Origin of the sequence: Paraburkholderia phymatum, assembly GCF_038900715.1 — a bacterium.
Taxonomy (GTDB): Bacteria; Pseudomonadota; Gammaproteobacteria; order Burkholderiales; family Burkholderiaceae; genus Paraburkholderia; species Paraburkholderia phymatum_A.
In genome coordinates, this window is sequence record NZ_JAYMRZ010000026.1 from 63776 (window position 1) to 81593 (window position 17818).

13 protein-coding genes and 2 pseudogenes are annotated in these 17818 nt (G+C 62.1%); 7 read left to right on the forward strand and 8 right to left on the reverse strand.

Annotation, left to right across the window (positions count from 1 at the left end):
- Nucleotides 1–50 precede the first annotated feature (50 nt).
- Nucleotides 51–1226: pseudogene (locus tag VSR68_RS34615) on the reverse strand (C4-dicarboxylate transporter DctA); the annotation flags it as partial.
- A 139-nt stretch (nt 1227–1365) separates the two neighbouring features.
- Here VSR68_RS34615 and VSR68_RS34620 point away from each other — a divergent pair.
- A pseudogene (locus VSR68_RS34620) lies at nt 1366–2060 on the forward strand (FadR/GntR family transcriptional regulator).
- Between the two features lie 103 nt (nt 2061–2163).
- Here the strand turns inward: VSR68_RS34620 and gap are convergent.
- Together gap and tkt are read right to left on the reverse strand one after the other, a co-directional pair.
- Nucleotides 2164–3174 (reverse strand): type I glyceraldehyde-3-phosphate dehydrogenase, encoded by a 1011-nt coding sequence (gene gap, locus VSR68_RS34625; RefSeq protein WP_342944070.1) that lies wholly within the window; start codon nt 3172–3174, stop codon nt 2164–2166.
- Between the two features lie 108 nt (nt 3175–3282).
- On the reverse strand, nt 3283–5301 hold the full coding sequence (gene tkt / locus VSR68_RS34630) for a transketolase (RefSeq protein ID WP_342944071.1): 2019 nt from the start codon (nt 5299–5301) through the stop codon (nt 3283–3285).
- A gap of 669 nt (nt 5302–5970) precedes the next feature.
- On the opposite strand from tkt, the gene VSR68_RS34635 reads away from it, so the two are divergent.
- On the forward strand, nt 5971–6384 hold the full coding sequence (locus VSR68_RS34635) for a glyoxalase/bleomycin resistance/extradiol dioxygenase family protein (RefSeq protein ID WP_342944115.1): 414 nt from the start codon (nt 5971–5973) through the stop codon (nt 6382–6384).
- A gap of 19 nt (nt 6385–6403) precedes the next feature.
- Nucleotides 6404–7144, forward strand: coding sequence for a 16S rRNA (uracil(1498)-N(3))-methyltransferase (locus VSR68_RS34640; RefSeq protein WP_342944072.1), 741 nt, complete (start codon nt 6404–6406; stop codon nt 7142–7144).
- Nucleotides 7145–7304: 160 nt separating this feature from the next.
- On the opposite strand, the gene VSR68_RS34645 is transcribed toward VSR68_RS34640, so the two are convergent.
- The 4 genes from VSR68_RS34645 to VSR68_RS34660 all read right to left on the reverse strand — a co-directional run bounded on the left by VSR68_RS34645 (nt 7305) and on the right by VSR68_RS34660 (nt 13780).
- A complete protein-coding gene (locus VSR68_RS34645; protein ID WP_342944073.1) occupies nt 7305–7865 on the reverse strand; it encodes a barstar family protein in 561 nt (186 codons plus the stop codon).
- A gap of 16 nt (nt 7866–7881) precedes the next feature.
- Nucleotides 7882–8286, reverse strand: coding sequence for a ribonuclease (locus tag VSR68_RS34650; RefSeq protein WP_342944074.1), 405 nt, complete (start codon nt 8284–8286; stop codon nt 7882–7884).
- A 150-nt stretch (nt 8287–8436) separates the two neighbouring features.
- The gene (gene ltrA, locus VSR68_RS34655; RefSeq protein WP_342944075.1) at nt 8437–10137 is read right to left on the reverse strand and encodes a group II intron reverse transcriptase/maturase; all 1701 of its coding nucleotides are present in this window, start codon (nt 10135–10137) and stop codon (nt 8437–8439) included.
- Nucleotides 10138–11485: 1348 nt separating this feature from the next.
- On the reverse strand, nt 11486–13780 hold the full coding sequence (locus tag VSR68_RS34660; protein ID WP_342944076.1) for an NADP-dependent malic enzyme: 2295 nt from the start codon (nt 13778–13780) through the stop codon (nt 11486–11488).
- Nucleotides 13781–14043: 263 nt separating this feature from the next.
- On the opposite strand from VSR68_RS34660, the gene thiL reads away from it, so the two are divergent.
- From thiL to VSR68_RS34680, 4 genes are all read left to right on the forward strand, one after another.
- Complete coding sequence (gene thiL / locus VSR68_RS34665) at nt 14044–15039, forward strand: thiamine-phosphate kinase (RefSeq protein WP_342944077.1); 996 nt, start codon at nt 14044–14046, stop codon at nt 15037–15039.
- Nucleotides 15029–15625 (forward strand): phosphatidylglycerophosphatase A, encoded by a 597-nt coding sequence (locus VSR68_RS34670; protein WP_342944078.1) that lies wholly within the window; start codon nt 15029–15031, stop codon nt 15623–15625. The genes thiL and VSR68_RS34670 overlap by 11 nt, the downstream gene beginning before the upstream one ends.
- A 54-nt stretch (nt 15626–15679) precedes the next feature.
- On the forward strand, nt 15680–16180 hold the full coding sequence (locus tag VSR68_RS34675) for a CinA family protein (RefSeq protein WP_090868493.1): 501 nt from the start codon (nt 15680–15682) through the stop codon (nt 16178–16180).
- Nucleotides 16181–16298: 118 nt separating this feature from the next.
- On the forward strand, nt 16299–16814 hold the full coding sequence (locus VSR68_RS34680) for a cupin domain-containing protein (RefSeq protein ID WP_342944079.1): 516 nt from the start codon (nt 16299–16301) through the stop codon (nt 16812–16814).
- A gap of 25 nt (nt 16815–16839) precedes the next feature.
- Here VSR68_RS34680 and pyrF read toward each other — a convergent pair whose 3' ends face one another.
- Nucleotides 16840–17661, reverse strand: coding sequence for an orotidine-5'-phosphate decarboxylase (gene pyrF, locus VSR68_RS34685; RefSeq protein WP_342944080.1), 822 nt, complete (start codon nt 17659–17661; stop codon nt 16840–16842).
- Between the last annotated feature and the right edge of the window lie 157 nt (nt 17662–17818).

The window sequence follows — 17818 nt, forward strand, 5'->3', positions numbered from 1 at the left end:
GAGCCCGCCGCCGTTGCCATGGGTGGTCGGTCAGATGGCGGAAAGCGTTGTCATACGGCGTGCGCGGGATTCGCGTGGCCCGCTTCTTCGTCGACATCGGTGACGGTCGGCACGAAGCGATAGTCGCTGTCGAGATTCAGCACGCGGCGGGCGCGCGCCTTGTCGATGTCGTTTTCCCATACGCCGACGATCACCGTCGCGACGCAGTTGCCGATCAGATTCGTCAGCGCGCGGGCGATGCCGACAAACCAGTCGACGGGCAGGATCAGCACGAGGCCGAGCACGGGAATCGCGGGAATCGCGGAGAGCGTCGCCGCGAGAATCACGATCGCGGAGCCGGGAATGCCGTGCGCGCCCTTCGACGTGATCAGCGACACCAGCACGACGACGATCAGATCGTGCATCGACAGCGGCGTGTTGGTGGCCTGTGCAATGAAGATCACGGCGAGCGTCAGATAGATCGAGAAACCGTCGAGATTGAACGAGTAGCCGGTCGGAATCACGAGGCCGACGGTCGAATCCTTCACGCCCATCCATTCGAGCTTGCGCATGATTTGCGGCAGCACGGCGTCCGACGAAGCGGTGCCGAGCACGATCGACAGCTCTTCGCGCAGGTAGCGGATCAGCTTGAAAACGCTGAAGCCGGCGAGGCGCATCACGATGCCGAGCACGACCGCGACGAACACGATGCAGCTCGCGTAGAACACGACGACGAGCATGCCGAGCTGCTTCAGCGACGCGACGCCATACGTGCCCGTCGTGAACGCGATGGCGCCCAGCACACCGAGCGGCGCCAGCTTGATGATGAAGCTCATCACGCGGAAGAACACCTGCGCGAGCTCGTCGATCAGGCCGTTGACGCGCTGCACGCGCGGTCCGAGCAGCGACAGCGCGGAGCCGACCAGCACGGAGAACACGAGAATCTGCAGGATGTCGCCCTTCGCGAACGCGTCGAATGCGGTGTCGGGGATGATCTTCAGCAGAAACGCCGCCGTGTCCTTCAGGCTCTTCGCGTGCTCGGTGTAGGTGGCGAGCGACGCGGCATCGAGCGAATGCAGATCGATGTTCATGCCGACGCCGGGCCGCGTCACGTACGCGAGCACCGCGCCGATCACGAGCGCGATCGTCGTCATGATTTCAAAGTAGACGACGGCCTTCAGGCCGACGCGGCCCACTTTTTTCAGATCGCCGGCGTGCGCCATCCCGCTGACGACGACGCAGAACACGGATTCTGAGACCGGTGTTTACCCGATCTGGTCTGACCGGCCTTCTCGCCCGGAACTTGCATTGTTGCTATGGGTTGCGACGATTTCTCGTAGCCGTTCTACAATGCTGGTCAGACCGCACCGAACCGCCGACGCCATCATGAAGAACGTCCCGCACACCGTCACCGACGCCGCCATCGCGACGCGATCCGCGAGAGGATCGAGGGTGGCGCTTATCCCGTTGGGAGCCTGTTGCCGGCGCAGCGGCAATTGTCGGAGGAACTGGACATCAGCCGGGCTTCGCTACGCGAGGCGCTGTCGACGCTCGAAGCGCTCGGCATGCTGACGATCCGTCCGGGAAAAGGTGTGTATGTGCAGTCGACGAAGGCGTCGTCCGCGCATCCTTGGCGTTTCGCGGATCAGTCCTCGCTGCCGGACACGTATCAGATGCGTTTCGCGCTGGAAGGCTTTGTCGCGCGCATGGCGGCGCTCGCGATCGGCGACGACGACGTCGAATGGTTCGAGGACAACATCGCGGCGCTGCACACCGCGCTGACCAATGGCGAACTGGACGAGGCCGCGCAGCTCGACTTCGACTTTCACATGCGCATTGTGAATATCGCGGGCAATGCGGCCATCGAATCGATTCTGCGCAGCAGCGCCGACATCATGAAGGAGAGCCAGCGCATGCCGTTCTATCGGCGCGAGCTGGTGCTGTCGACGTATCACGAGCATCGCGCGATTCTCGATGCGCTGAAAGCACGCGATCCGCACGCGGCCGGCAAGGCCATCGAGAAGCACATCGCGAACGCGGCGCAGCGCGCGGGCGTGTATTTTCCGACGCCGCATGCGTGAGCCCGGGAGCGCGCCTGAACGGCCTCGCTCGCCAAAGCCGCGAGCATGAAAAAAGCCGCTCCGAAGAGCGGCTTTTTAGCGTCATGAACGCAGCGAGGAGCGCTTACTTCGCGTTCGCGAAAGCAACCGCCGTGTCCAGCATGCGGTTCGAGAAGCCCCACTCGTTGTCGTACCAGCTCGACACCTTCACCAGACGGCCCGATACCTTGGTCAGCGTCGCGTCGAACGTCGACGAAGCCGGGTTGTGGTTGAAGTCGATCGAGACCAGCGGCGCCGAGTTGTAGCCGAGGATGCCCTTCAGCGCGCCTTCCGACGCTTCCTTCATGATCGCGTTGACTTCATCGACGGTCGTGTCGCGCTTGGCGATGAACGACAGGTCGACGATCGACACGTTGATGGTCGGGACGCGGATCGCGTAGCCGTCCAGCTTGCCGTTCAGTTCCGGCAGCACGAGGCCGACAGCCGATGCAGCGCCCGTCTTCGTCGGGATCTGGCTGTGCGTGGCCGAGCGCGCGCGGCGCAGGTCTTCGTGGTACACGTCGGTCAGCACCTGGTCGTTCGTGTACGCGTGGATCGTGGTCATCAGACCCGTTTCCAGACCGATTTTGTCGTTGAGCGGCTTGACGAGCGGCGCGAGGCAGTTCGTCGTGCACGATGCATTCGAGATAACCGTGTGCTCGGCCTTCAGCGTGTTGTGGTTCACGCCGTAGACGATCGTCGCGTCGACGTCCTTGCCGCCCGGCGCCGAGATGATCACCTTCTTCGCGCCGCCCTTCAGGTGGGCGCTCGCCTTTTCCTTCGTCGTGAAGAAGCCCGTGCATTCCATCACGACATCGACGCCCAGTTCGCCCCACGGCAGTTCAGCCGGGTTGCGGTTGGCCAGCACGCGGATCTTGTCGCCGTTGACGACGAGGTTCTCGCCGTCGACGGTCACTTCGCCCGGGAACTTGCCGTGCGCGGTGTCGTACTGCGTCAGATGCGCGTTGGTCTTGGCATCGCCAAGGTCGTTGATCGCGACGATCTCGAGGTCATGCTTCTTGCCGTTCTCGTAAAAGGCGCGCAGCGTATTGCGGCCGATCCGGCCATAGCCGTTGATTGCGACACGAATCGTCATGTTCTATCTCCTGATGGCTGAAAAAATTCTTCCCTGATGCCGCGGCTGCGACGCGAAGCCCGCCGCGCGTCCGTCGTTGCGACAGCAGCGCGCGGCGTGAAGCTCGCGTCAGCCGAGCGCCGCCTTGGCCGTCGCGACCACATGCTCGACGGTAAAGCCGAAATGCTTGAACAGCACGCCTGCCGGGGCCGACTCGCCGAACACGTCGATACCGACGACGCCGCCTTCCAGACCCACGTACTTGCGCCAGAAATCCGTCACGCCCGCTTCGATCGCGACGCGGCGCACACCATGCGGCAGTACGCGCTCGCGGTACTCGGCGTCCTGCTTGTCGAAGGTCGTGGTGGACGGCATCGACACGACGCGTGCCGCGATGCCTTCACGCGCGAGCGCCTCGACCGACTTCATCGCCAGTTCGACTTCGGAGCCCGTCGCGATCAGGATGATCTTGCGCGCGACGATCTCGTCGTTCCAGTCTTGCAGCACGTAGCCGCCCTTCGCGATGTTGGCGATCTGCGCATCCGTGCGCGGATTGAACGCGAGGTTCTGGCGGCTGAAGATCAGGCACGACGGGCCTTGGTGCTCGACCGCTTGCGTCCAGGCGACGGCCGTCTCGACGGTATCCGCCGGACGCCAGACCTGCATGTGCGGAATCAGACGCAGGCTCGCGACATGTTCGATCGACTGGTGCGTCGGGCCATCTTCGCCGAGGCCGATCGAGTCGTGCGTGAACACGAAGATGGACGGCGACTTCATCAGCGCGGCGACGCGCAGCGCGTTGCGGCTGTAGTCGGAGAACGTCAGGAACGTGCCGCCGAACGCCTTGTGGCCGCCGTGCAGCGCGAGGCCGTTGATGATCGCGCTCATGCCGAATTCGCGCACGCCGTAGTTCACGTAGCTGCCGGCCGCGCCCGTTTCGCCGACGCGCACGTACTTCGCCGCCTTCCAGTTCGTGAGGTTCGAGCCCGTCAGGTCAGCGGAGCCGCCGCACAGTTCGGGCAGCACGGCAGCGAGGCCTTCGATGGCCTGCTGCGACGCCTTGCGGGTCGCGACGGTTTCGGCGCGCTCGTTCGCGCCAGCGATGATCGCCTGCGCCTTTTCCGCCCAGTCGGCCGGGAGCTTGTTCGCCATGCGGCGCTCGAATTCGGCGGCTTCCTGCGGATACTTCGCGCGATAGGCGGCGAACGCGTTGTTCCAGTCGCCCTCGATCTTCGTGCCCTGCTCCTTCGCGTCCCACGCTGCGTAGATTTCCTGCGGAATCACGAACGGCGGGTAGTTCCAGCCGAGCTTCTCGCGCGTGGCTGCGACTTCCTTGTCGCCAAGGGCGGCGCCGTGCACGTCGTGCGTGCCTGCCTTGTTCGGCGAGCCTTCGCCGATCACGGTCTTGCAGCAGATCAGCGTCGGCTTGTCGGACTGCTTGGCCTTCTTGATGGCTGCGTCGACGGCTTCGACGTCGTGGCCGATCACGCCCGGAATCACGTTCCAGCCGTATGCCTCGAAGCGCTTCGGCGTGTCGTCGTGGAACCAGTGAACGACGTCGCCGTCGATCGAGATGCCATTGTCGTCGTAGAACGCGATCAGCTTGTTCAGCTTCAGCACGCCGGCGAGCGAGCAGGCTTCGTGCGAAATGCCTTCCATCAGGCAGCCGTCGCCGAGGAACACGTACGTGTGGTGATCGACGATCTTCGCGTCAGACTTGTTGAATTCGTTCGCGAGCAGCGATTCGGCGAGCGCCATGCCGACTGCGTTCGCAAGACCTTGACCCAGCGGGCCCGTCGTCGTCTCGACGCCCGGCGTAATGCCGTATTCCGGGTGGCCCGGCGTCTTCGAGTGCAGCTGACGGAAGTTCTTCAGCTCTTCCATCGGCAGGTCGTAGCCCGTCAGATGCAGCAGCGAATACAGCAGCATCGAGCCGTGGCCGTTCGACAGCACGAAGCGGTCGCGATCCGCCCAATGCGGGTTCTTCGGGTTGTGGCGCAGATGGCGTGACCACAGTGCAACGCCGATTTCGGCCATGCCCATCGGCATGCCGGGGTGTCCGGAATTCGCTTGTTGAACGGCATCCATGGCGAGCGCGCGAATCGCGTTGGCCATCAGGGAAGTGGGGGCGGGAGACGAGGTCGTCATGTCGGGTCCGGGGATTGGTCCAAAAAGCGGGGCGCCGTTGATGGTCCGGAAGCGCGGCGGCCGATCTGCTGTGGCGCACGGTGCGGCGCCGGAAGACGCGAGGCGGGCTGGGCAAACGGACAGGGCTGCAAAGCGAGACATTCTAACAGATAGCCGGACGCGACTTCCGCCATCGGCGGGCGTTTCGGGGCGATCCGGCACGCATGTTCGCGTCATTTACCGTGGTTTTCGCGCCGTCCGCTGCCAGTCAGGCGGGGGTGGTCTGCAAGGCCCGCAGTTTCCGCTGATCCCGCGTTGCGGCATTTGATGACGCGCAAAACATCAAGAACTTTTGGGACGTCGCCCGAATCTTTCCGTGGAGATGCCGCGCGCGACTAACCAAATTCGCGCGCGATCATCGACGAAGCCGCAAATTGAACGCGAACAGTCGGATTTTCGATTCATCGTGCCGTGCAAATCCGTTTGCACGCGACGCCCGGAAATATCGCCGCACGATCCGTTATTCGCCGTTCATCGCGCATCAGGCAGTAAACTAAGCCGATTCTTAAAGCGTTGGCTTTGAGACTGCTGCAAAATGCATCGCCTCTTTGGCACCGGCCGTCTGCCGCATGGCAAACGGCTGGTCGCGGCGGCGATGGCGTAAGCGACCCATTGGTTCAGGAGAGTTCGATGACTGCCCCACGCCCAGCCGGAGTGCCGTGGCTGACACCGTATCTGACGGTCCGCGATGCGCGCACCGCCATCGCGTTCTTCGAGGCGGCGTTTGGTTTCCGCGTCCGCGACAGCGTGCATGACGAGGGCGTCGTGATGCATGTCGAGATGACGTATCAGGACCAGTTGATTGTCATGTTCGCGCCGGAAGGCGCATTCGGCTCGACGGCCAAAACGCCGAAAAGCTCGGGCACAATGGCGCCCCAATCGTTTTATCTCTATGTCGACAATGTCGACACGGTTTATGCGCGGGCCATCGCGGCCGGCGCCAGGTCGCTGAGCGAACCGCAAGATCAGTTCTGGGGCGATCGGTTTGCCCAGATCGAAGATCTTGACGGCTATCGCTGGGCGTTGGCCTGCCATCTGTCTTGAGTGAATGAGAACCTTCCTTATGCCTCGCTTTTTCGTCGGCACCCTGTTCAAGACCGACGACATCGTTTCCCTGCCGGATGAAGTCAACCGGCACGTCCGCGTCCTGCGTTTGCAACCGGGTGACACTGTCAGCCTGTTCAACGGGAATGGCGGCGAGTACAGCGCCGAAATCGTCGATATGGATCGGCATGGGACCATTGCCCGGATCGGCGCACATCGCGACATCGAGGCAGAGCCGCCCTATCAGCTCACCCTTGCGCAGGGCATCGCCGGCAGCGACAAGATGGACTGGCTGATCGAAAAGGCGACGGAACTCGGCGCGTCCGAATTCGTGCCGCTCACGACGACGCGCAGCGTCGTCCGTCTTGCCGGCGAGCGCGCACAGCGCCGCCAGATTCACTGGCAGCGGATCGTCCAGGCGTCATGCGAGCAGTGCGGGCGTAACCGCCTGCCGGAAGTGATGCCGACGCGCGAACTCGCGACATGGCTCGGCTCGATGCCCAAGGAGCCGGTCGAAGGCGAGTTGCGGCTCTTGCTGTCGCCGCGGGCGAGCGTGCCGTTCTCCGCGTTGCAGACCGAGCCGCCGAAAGTCCGCGCGCTGGTGCTGGTTGGCCCTGAGGGCGGCTTCTCCGCCGCCGAAGAGGCCGCCGCTGCGAGTCACGGATTCATGGCCGTCGGCCTCGGACCACGCGTGCTGCGCACCGAAACAGCCGGGATCGCGGTGCTGTCAGCGCTCGCGGCGCGCTGGGGCGGCTGGTAGGCGCTTACAGCGAGGGGCGTTTCAGAGAAGAGGAAATACGAAAAGCTCGTTGAAAATGAAAAAGCCCGCCGGACAGCGGGCCTTTTTGTTGGTTCTAGCTTGAGAACCGATCGATCGGCGTCGAACGATTCCCGGCGACGCGCTCTTCACCCTAGACATTTCAAGCGAACGAGTAGAACACGCGGAACGCGACCTTGCGCTCGGCCCAGAACTCCGCTGCTTCGCGGAACACGTCGAGCAGCGTCTCACGCGCTTCCTTGTCGAATTTGGTCGCGATCGGCAGCGCTTCGAGCACGATGACAAAGCCCGGCTGGGCGCCGGCCTTGTGGACGAGGTCCGTCAGCGAGTCGTACAGCGCGTCGTAATTCTTGCCGAAGTGCTTGGGAAACAGGAACGACGTGGCAATCGTCTCCATCACTTCCTGCTTGGACTGCGCATTGCCGACAAAAGCGTAGAGAAAATGCTGACCGAGCCGATTCGCTTCGTCGGCGAGATCCTGCACGCGGAATGCGCGGATCGACTGTACGATGTTCGGTCGTACGGTCTGAAAAAGACTCATGCGTCCCTCTTCCGATGAAGGTCCCGTGCTCGCTTCGTTCTGGACGTCACGGGCCTGGCCGGCATCGCGCATCTGCATGACGCGCTGGAACATATTGCCTTCGCCGGCCGCGAAAAAATCCGTCGCGACTTTCGAGTCGTGCGCGTAGATGTTGTCGCTCATGCCGATTATCCCGATGTCAATCAATAATGCGATTAAAACTGGCGTAGTGGTCGTCTGAGTAATAACAATTGTCGGTCCGCCTGAGCGGTCCTCCACAGACAATGCGGCGTGCGCCGCGATCGCGGGCGTGTGGCGTGGGGACGGTGTATTCGTGGTAATACCCGCGACGGTGCGGCGGCAGCAACCGTTCACGATTGCCGAATACGACGCCGTCCTTTTCATACGGGTAAGGCCCGCCAGCGGCAATCGAGTTCAATGTCCTGACAGCTTCCGGCGGCAATTGCGCCAACGCAATGGTGCCGCCTACCTGTGCCTGTTGCGCTTCACGGGCGAGGGCGCCCGTCTGGTAGCTGCTGCCGACAAGACCGCCGACCGTCAAGGCGGCGATCAGCACGCCGTCGCGGAGCCACTTGCGTGCCATGAATCAAGATTCCCGCTGTTGAATAACGAGTTTGACGACCATGTTGGGTAGCCCCCTCTCCTTACAGAAAAGGGGCCCCCTAAGAACTGTACGTGCGAGTTGTCCCCGCATACAGCTCAAGCCTACACATACCGCTTACGAAGCCCAATCTTACGATCGAGCCGGCTTAGTTACCACAAGTCTACCAGCGTGCACCTGCCAGTGGCAGTCTGGATGAAGCAGGACACGGTTGGACAACGCGTCAGATCCACCATGCATCCTATACATCAGATGATGGTCGTGCCAACCCGTCTCGTCCGTCAGTGTGTGCCCGCAGTGCGCACATAAGCCGCCCTGCGACATAAACAGTGAGACCCATTGCTTCCGGTAACGCATCGAATGCTGCATGCGCTCCTGCCGCAACTTCTCTCCGTATCGCTCCAGCCTAGGGTCGAAGGGATTGAAATCCCCCTTGACCTTGGGGAGGTATTTGATAGGCATACCGCTGATCTGGTAAAGCTCTACCAACCCCCGACTACCTTCTTTCCAAACCACAGGAGCGGCGAATACCCAATTCCGATTCCCGACCGAGTGGAAATACCGCTTCCTTACCCAGTTGGCATTCTTGTCGGGATGACGCCGCTTAGACCACCGCCAGAGCTTCTTAAACACCAGATGCTCCATCCGGCTGTACACCTGCTTGGCAGCTACCTGGCTGTGATATTGCGCCCAGCCTCGTAGCATCGGGTTCAACAGTCGAATTAACTCCTCCTGCTTCACCGTCTTGTTGCCGCTGATCGTTTCTGCCACCTTGCGGTAGAACGTTTGGACGTTCTTCTTGCTCGGCTTGATGAGCAGTTTTCCCGAGTACTTCCGGAAATTCCACCCAAGGAAATCGAAGCCGTCATCAATATGGACAATGCGCGTCTTTTCCTCCGACAGCCGCAATCCCCGAACCACGAGGAAGGCTTCTATCCAAGGTCTGATTTCGCTTTCTAGCACCTCTCTCGAGGTGCCGGTAATCACGAAGTCATCCGCGTATCGAACCACATTCACTTTCAGCTTCGAGGCTTTTACGGTGCCAAACCTCTTTTTGAGGTGTTGCAACAACTCCCGTTCCAACCCGTTCAGCGTCACGTTTGCCAGCGTCGGGGAGATGATCCCTCCCTGTGGCGTACCGGCCTCAGTCGCCTGAAACTGGCCCTTATAAAACAAGCCAGCCTTCAACCATTTCCGGAGAACAGACCTGTCCATTGGGACATGATCAAGCAACCAGTCATGGCTGATAAAGTCAAAGCATCCCTTAATATCCGCTTCCAGTACCCATGGAGCAGAACTCTCATGGCTTAGGCATACGAATAGCTGAGATTTCGCGTCCGCCGTCGAGCGATTGATTCGGAACCCATAAGAGTTCGGATCGCTCGAGGATTCCGCCACAGGCTCCAGGGCCAGCAGATACAAGGCTTGCATCGCCCTGTCCCGCATGGTTGGGATACCCAAGGGGCGTTCCTTTCCATCGGCCTTAGGGATAAAAACCCGCCGTAACGGCAGAGGTCGGTATCCGCGCCGCTTCAACCTGCCAATGGCTTCCCATCGGCTCTCAGGCGTTTCCCATAGCTCGCGATCGACACCAGCCGTCCGCGCACCCTGGTTTTGCGTAACACGTCGTACCGCGTGCAGCTTTGCGGACAACGTGCGGGTCAGCATCCGTTGCAGGGCCTTCACCCTGCGCCATTTGCCTTCCCGCGTCGCCTTCGCAATTCGAATCTGCATTCCCCTCACGTTCCGTTCAACCCGGTGCCAATCTACGGCACGCCAGTCGTCCAGTTCGTGGGAGAGCGCAGATCCATCCTTTCGGACGGATACTCTCATGCTGCTCTCCTCATCTGGAAAGAAAATCCCCAGATGGGAGATGCATCTTCCCCAAGCGGGGAGACACACCCCGCTGGGGAAAATTTTCAAACACCGCGGACAGCAAAGTCCGAAGTGCACCAAGTTTTCAAGGGTCAGCCAGCCGTCTTGCGACGGTAGACCAGACGAAAGTCTGCCCGCTTTCGCGTGGGGTAATGTCCCAACCCCTATCCAAGCCATTACAGCCCGGCATTCGCTTTTTCCGTCCTCCCATACCTGCACAACCAACAGCGTTCCTCACGGTTCGCCTACCGATCCCAAAGGATAGGTGGCCGTACAGGCTTACCACGTTCCCGGCATGTCACACGACTGACTTAGGTCCCACCTATCCCCCGACGGTCTGATGACGACGTAATCCGAACTTCCAACGGATTAACCGACCGCGTACCGTTTTGGTTAGTGCCCGAGCAGCATTTGGCACTGTCCTTATCACGAGGTTTATCAGTGATTCACATACGTTGACCATATCAGCCAGCCTAGCTCCTTGAACCCATCGCTGCTTGGGCTCTCCAAACCGGAATCTCACGATGCCGATTTGCCCGAAACTTCCGGGGGCTTCATTGTCAGAGGAGCTTCAAACCCCACCGTTGCCAGTGACGCATGTCCTCCTAGGCTACTGCTAGTCGTATAGCAGGTTCACTACCGACACCAATACGACCGGTGCAGGCGAACAATGACACGCCGAGCTTTCGCTCGTATCTTCATAGCGACTCCGACGCCCGAGAGCGGCGGAGGTTGCAAACGTTCATTCCGCTTTGTCAGCGGGGATGAAGCCGCTGACTGGGCGGAACCTGACGGTAATCAGATCAATACAATGCGGCGCCCGGCATATATGAGTACACCGGATATCGCCATTGGCGATCCCCGATAAGCCCAACCGGGTCTCGCTCACTATTTAAGGTGACCCGAGGGTCACATTTCATTCCCAGATAACGGCGGGTCCCCCGGACACGAGCATGCGTGTCGCACGAAAGTCGTAAGGGTATCGCTAATGTCTTTTGGAATCAATGTTCATTGGTCAGACGAAAGGCCGTCCAGGCGGATCAGGCCAACCGCCAGCGCCAGATTTGACAAATCTTGACGCACACTTTATCTCGATCGAGATAAGCTTATCTTTGAGGTTCGATGTTGGACGACTCTCATGCCTCGTCGTCCCGACAGTCTGCACGCCGGATTCATGTCATGCGTCGACCTTTTGCGGGATGGCTAATCCCCAGCCACTGCTCGAAGGCGTGCCCATTGCGGGCACGCCTCTTTTTTTGCCTGCGCAGGCTAACAAACGCCAGCCCGCGCGAGACAAACGACAGACTTAACGCGATGCGTTCACGTCGGCGACCAGCAGCGCCGTCATGTTGACGATCCGACGCACCGTCGCCGAAGGCGTCAGCACGTGCACCGGCTGCGCCGCGCCCAGCAGCATCGGGCCGATCGCGATGTTGTTGCCGGCCGCCGTCTTCAGCAGGTTGTACGAGATGTTCGCGGCGTCGATGTTCGGCATCACGAGCAGGTTCGCATCGCCTTCCAGCGTCGACTCCGCGAGCACTTCGCGGCGCAGGTTCGCGTCGAGCGCGAGGTCGCCGTGCATTTCGCCGTCCACCTGCAGATGCGGCGCGCGTTCCTGCAAGATAGCGAGGACATCGCGCATTTTCTGCGCAGAAGGCGCATTGCTCGAACCGAAATTGGAATGCGACACTAGCGCGATCTTCGGCTCGATGCCGAAGCGGCGCACTTCTTCCGCTGCCATGATCGTGATTTCGGCCAGCTCTTGCGCCGTCGGATCGACGTTCACGTGCGTATCGACGAGGAAAATCTGCCGGCCCGGCAGCACCAGCGCGTTCATCGCCGCGTAGACCTTCGCGCCTTCCTTCTTGCCGATCACCTGGTCGATGAAGTGCAGATGGCGGTGCGTCGTGCTGACCGTGCCGCAGATCATGCCGTCCGCGTGGCCCTTCTTCACCAGCATCGAGCCGATCAGCGTCGTGCGGCGGCGCATTTCGAGCTTCGCCATCTGCTGGGTGAAGCCCTTGCGGCACATCATCTTGTGATACGTCTGCCAGAAATCGCGATAGCGCTCATCGTGATCGGTATTGACCACCATGTAGTCCTGGCCGTTGACGAGGCGCAGGCCGTACTTCGCGATACGCTGCTCGATGACGGCGGGACGGCCGATCAGGATCGGCTTCGCGAGCTTTTCGTCGACGACGATCTGCACCGCGCGCAGCACGCGCTCTTCCTCGCCTTCCGCGAACACGATCCGCTTCTTCTCCGGCTCGACGCCGCGCGCGAGCTGGAAGATCGGCTTCATCGTCGTGCCGCTGTGGTAAACGAACTGCTGCAGGTGCTGCGTGTACGCCTCCATGTCCTCGATCGGACGCGTGGCGACGCCCGAATCCATCGCGGCCTGCGCGACGGCGGGCGCGATCTTGACGATCAGGCGCGGATCGAACGGCTTCGGAATCAGATATTCCGGACCGAACGACAGATCCTGAATGCCGTACGCCGTCGCGACGATGTCAGACTGCTCCTGGCGCGCCAGTTCCGCGATCGCGTTGACCGCGGCAATTTCCATTTCCTTCGTAATGACCGTCGCGCCGACGTCGAGCGCGCCACGGAAAATGAACGGGAAGCACAGGACGTTGTTGACCTGATTCGGATAGTCGGTGCGGCCTGTTGCGATCACGGCATCCGGGCGCACTTCCAGCGCGAGTTCCGGCAGGATTTCCGGCGTCGGATTGGCGAGCGCGAGGATGAGCGGCTTGTCCGCCATCTGCTTGACCATTTCCTGCTTCAGCACGCCGCCTGCCGACAAGCCGAGGAACACGTCCGCGCCGGCAATCACGTCCGACAGCGTGCGCGCGTCGGTTTCACGCGCGAAGCGCTCCTTGTCCGGGTCCATCAGTTCCACGCGGCCCTTGTAGACGACGCCGGCCAGGTCGGTCACGAAGATGTTTTCGAGCGGCAGGCCAAGATCGACGAGCAGGTTCAGACAGGCGAGCGCCGCCGCGCCCGCACCCGACGCGACCAGCTTCACTTCCCGGATATCCTTTCCGATCACTTTCAGCCCGTTCGTGAACGCCGCCGCGACGACGATCGCCGTGCCGTGCTGGTCGTCGTGGAAGACGGGAATCTTCATGCGCTTGCGGCACTCGCGCTCGACGATGAAGCAGTCGGGCGCCTTGATGTCTTCCAGGTTGATGCCGCCGAAAGTCGGCTCCAGCGCGGCGATCACCTCGACCAGTTTGTGCGGGTCCGTCTCGTTCAATTCGATGTCGAACACGTCGATCCCGGCAAACTTCTTGAAGAGGACGGCCTTGCCTTCCATCACGGGCTTCGACGCGAGCGGCCCGATATTGCCGAGGCCGAGCACCGCGGTGCCGTTCGACACGACGCCGACCAGGTTGCTGCGTGCCGTGAATCGTGCGGCATTGAGCGGATTCTCGACAATCGCTTCACACGCGAACGCAACGCCCGGCGAGTACGCCAGCGCCAGATCGCGCTGGTTGATCATCTGCTTCGTCGGGGCGATCGCGATTTTCCCGGGGGTCGGGAATTCGTGATAATCGAGAGCGGCTTCACGGAGTTTGGTATTGACGGGAGTCGACATAAGCGGACGTGAAAGTGCGGATTAGAATAGATGTTCGACGGCATTGTAGCGCCAATCCCACAAATCGAAGCCTGCAATCCGGGTGCAAGTGCCGCGACCGAAACAGCGTGAAAGGCAAGCGCGCGATTTCATCCCGGCTCTCGCGGCGACTACAATGCGCGCGTTTAGCGTCGTGTTCGCTCCCTGTTCGCGTTTGTTGAGCCTGTCGATTCACTCGCTTCGGCCGCCGCTTCGGCCGCCCTTACGCACTGCCACGCCCATTTATGCTTTCAGAGTTTTCGCTCATCGACCGCTTCTTTGCGCGCCGCGCGTCAGATTCGGCTTACCCGCAACGCGCCGCGCTTGGAATCGGCGACGATTGCGCGCTGCTCGCCCCGCCCGCAGGCGAGATGCTCGCCATTTCGACGGACATGCTGGTCGAAGGCCGCCACTTCTTCCCTGATGTCGATCCGGGAGCGCTCGGTCACAAGGCGCTCGCGGTGAATCTGTCCGACCTCGCCGCGATGGGCGCAAAGCCCCAGGCGTTCACGCTGGCGTTCTCGCTGCCGAAAGCCGACGCCGACTGGCTGTCCGCATTCAGCGACGGGCTCTTCGATCTGGCCGAGCGTTACGGTTGCGAACTGATCGGCGGCGATACGACGGGCGGGCCGCTGAATTTGTGCATCACCGTGTTCGGCTCGGTGCCGCCGCAGAGCGCGCTGCGTCGCGATGCCGCGCAGCCCGGCGACGATATCTGGGTGTCGGGCACATTGGGCGACGCGCGCGCGAGTCTTGGCGTGCAGCGCGGCGAATGGACCGCCGATGCGAGCGACGCGGCAACATTCCGCCGAGCGATGGAACTGCCCGAGCCGCGCATCGCGCTCGGTCTCGCGCTGCGCGGCGTGGCGCGCGCGGCGCTCGACATATCGGATGGACTCGCCGGCGACCTGATGCACATTCTGGAGCGCTCGCACCTGAACGCAACCGTCGACGCCGACGCGCTGCCGCGCTCGGATGCGCTGCGCCGTCTTCCCGCCGACATCCAGCGCCGCTGCACGATCGCGGGCGGCGACGACTACGAGCTGTGCTTCACCGCGCCGGCGTCCGCGCGTGCAGCAGTCGTTGCGGCGGGTCAACAGGCGGGTGTGGCCGTGACGCGCGTCGGTACAATAACTCCACTCGACTCAGCCGGCGCGGTGCCCGCGATCTCCTGGCACGACGCGTCGGGCGCCCCCCTCACTTTGACGTTGCAAGGCTTCGACCATTTCCATGCAGAATGAAACCTCGCTTGGCTCCGCCGGCCATTTTTCCGACGCGCCAACGAACGGACGACCCGGCGGATCACCGAATGGCTCCGGTCAGGGCGAGCCGCGCGCGCCCAGGCCGCGACGCGCGAATGCGCGCTTCATGCTGTCACATCCGCTGCATATCTTGTCACTGGGTTTCGGCAGCGGCCTGTCGCCGATTGCGCCGGGCACTTTCGGGACACTGTTCGCGTGGGCATCGTTCGCTGCGTTCAGCGCGCAGCTCACGGTCATCGAATGGGCCATTCTGATCGTTGGCGGGTTCGTCGCCGGCATCGGGATCTGCGGCTTCACGGCCAACCGGCTCGGCATCGACGATCCGTCGTCGGTCGTCTGGGATGAGATCGTCGCGTTCTGGCTGGTGCTGCTAATGGTCACGCCCGCCACGTTCACCGGCCAGTTGTGGGCGTTCATCATCTTCCGTTTCTTCGACATGGTGAAGCCGCCGCCTATCCGGTACTTCGATCGCAGACTGAAAGGCGGCTTTGGCATCATGTTCGACGATCTCGTCGCAGCGTTTTTCACGTTGCTGGTGATTGCGCTTTGGCGGATGTCGGTCTGATTTTCTCCTCGTGCTCCTGACGCCCCTGGCGTCCCCTCTTACCCGGAGTCCAGCATGGCTACCGATTCCGTCGTTCATCAACTCGCGATTCGCGTCGGCAATCGTCTGCGGGACGAGCGTCTGATGCTGGCCACGGCCGAATCCTGCACGGGCGGGATGGTCGCGACGGCCATCACCGACATTTCGGGCAGCAGCGGATGGTTCGAGCGCGGCTTCGTGACGTACTCGAACCAGGCGAAGATCGAGATGATCGGCGTGCCGTCCGATCTGATCGACAAACATGGCGCCGTGTCCGAGCCTGTTGCGCGCGCGATGGTCGAAGGCGCGTTGAGGAATTCGCGCGCGCAGGTCGCGCTGTCGATTACGGGCGTGGCCGGGCCCGGCGGCGGAACCGAGTCCAAGCCGGTGGGCATGGTGTGCTTCGGCTGGAGCAACCGGCTGCATACGGTTGTCGAGACGCTGGTTTTCAAAGGCGATCGGGAGCGGGTCAGAGTGCAGGCCGCGACGCATGCGCTGCGCGGGCTTTTGATTCTGCTCGACGAGCGGGAGCGGTGATTTTTTGTTCCTTGCAGGGACGTCGCTCGAACCGCTGGCTTCTTTTTAGTTATCGCGCTGTTTCCCCATCGCACTATCCGCGCGCAGCCCACGCGCCTTCGCACTCATCGGAAGAATCATGGCCTCGAATATTGACCGCGATGAACTGATCCGCCGCTTCGATCTCCAGCCGCATCCCGAAGGCGGCTTCTTCCGCGAGACTTACCGCGCCGGCGATTGCGTTCGTCGCGAGAATTCGACGGAGCTTCGCTCGGCATCCACCGCGATCTACTACCTTCTCTGCGATGGCGCGCACTCGGCGTGGCACCGGATCAAGTCCGACGAACTCTGGCACTTCTACGCCGGCGATCCGCTCAATGTATACGTGCTCGAAGACGACGGCGCGCTCGCCGTTCATCGGCTCGGCAATGCGCTCGCCAACGCCGATTGCGTGTTTCAGGCCGTCGTTCGATCCGGCCGCTGGTTCGCCGCCCAGTGCGACGATGCGTCGAGCGTTGCGCTCGTCGGCTGTACGGTCGCGCCGGGATTCGAGTTCAGCGAGTTCGAAATCGGCAGCGTCGATGCGTTGCTACGCGAGTTTGCGCAGCATCGCGGCCTGATCGTGAAGCTCGGTCCGACGACCGGCCAAGGCTGACCGGCCGCTCCATCAAAGCTTTCGGTTATGCCTGCCGGAACGCGTTGATACGGTCGCGCGTGTCCTTCGCCGCCTGCGCCGCCGCTTCCGCCCAGTCGTCGCCCTTGCCCGCGTAAAGGATCGCGCGCGACGAGTTGATCAGCATCCCCGTACCCGGCTGTGTGCGGCCGGCCTTCACCGTCGCCTCGACGTCGCCGCCCTGCGCGCCGATGCCCGGAATCAGCAGCGGCATCTCGCCGACAATCCCGCGCACCACTTCGATTTCCTTCGGGAACGTCGCGCCCACGACGAGGCCAAGCTGCCCGTTCGTGTTCCACTTTTCCGCCGCAAGGCGCGCGACGGTCTGATACAGCGGACGGCCGCCCGTCTCCAGGAACTGCAGGTCCGAGCCGCCCGGATTCGACGTGCGGCACAGCACGATCACGCCCTTGCCCTCGTGCTCGAGGTAGGGCTCGATCGAATCGAAACCCATATACGGATTCACCGTCACGGCATCGGCGCGATAGCGGTCGAACGCTTCGCGCGCGTATTGCTCCGCCGTGCTGCCGATGTCGCCGCGCTTCGCGTCGAGAATCACAGGCAGGCCCGGATGCTTCAGATGAATGTGCGCGATCAGCTGCTCCAGCTGCTCTTCGGCGCGATGCGCGGCGAAGTACGCGATCTGCGGTTTGAACGACGATGCGTAAGGTGCAGTCGCGTCGACGATCTTCTTGCAGAAATCGAAGATCGCGTCCGAGCGGTTGGCGTACGCGCCGGGAAATTTCGACGGCTCAGGGTCGAGCCCGACGCACAGCAGCGAGTTCGTGGTCTGCCATGCGTGGTCGAGCGTCTGGATGAATGTGGACATAAAAAATCTCGCGGCGCGTCAATGACTGATGAGCCGCGTATTTTACCCGCGCCGCCGGTTGCAGACGCAGCCTCGCCACGCGGCCAGCCATTGCAAAGCGCCCCATGCAGCGCCGGAACGCAGATCGCGCGGCGATCGCACGCTGCGAATCGGGCTT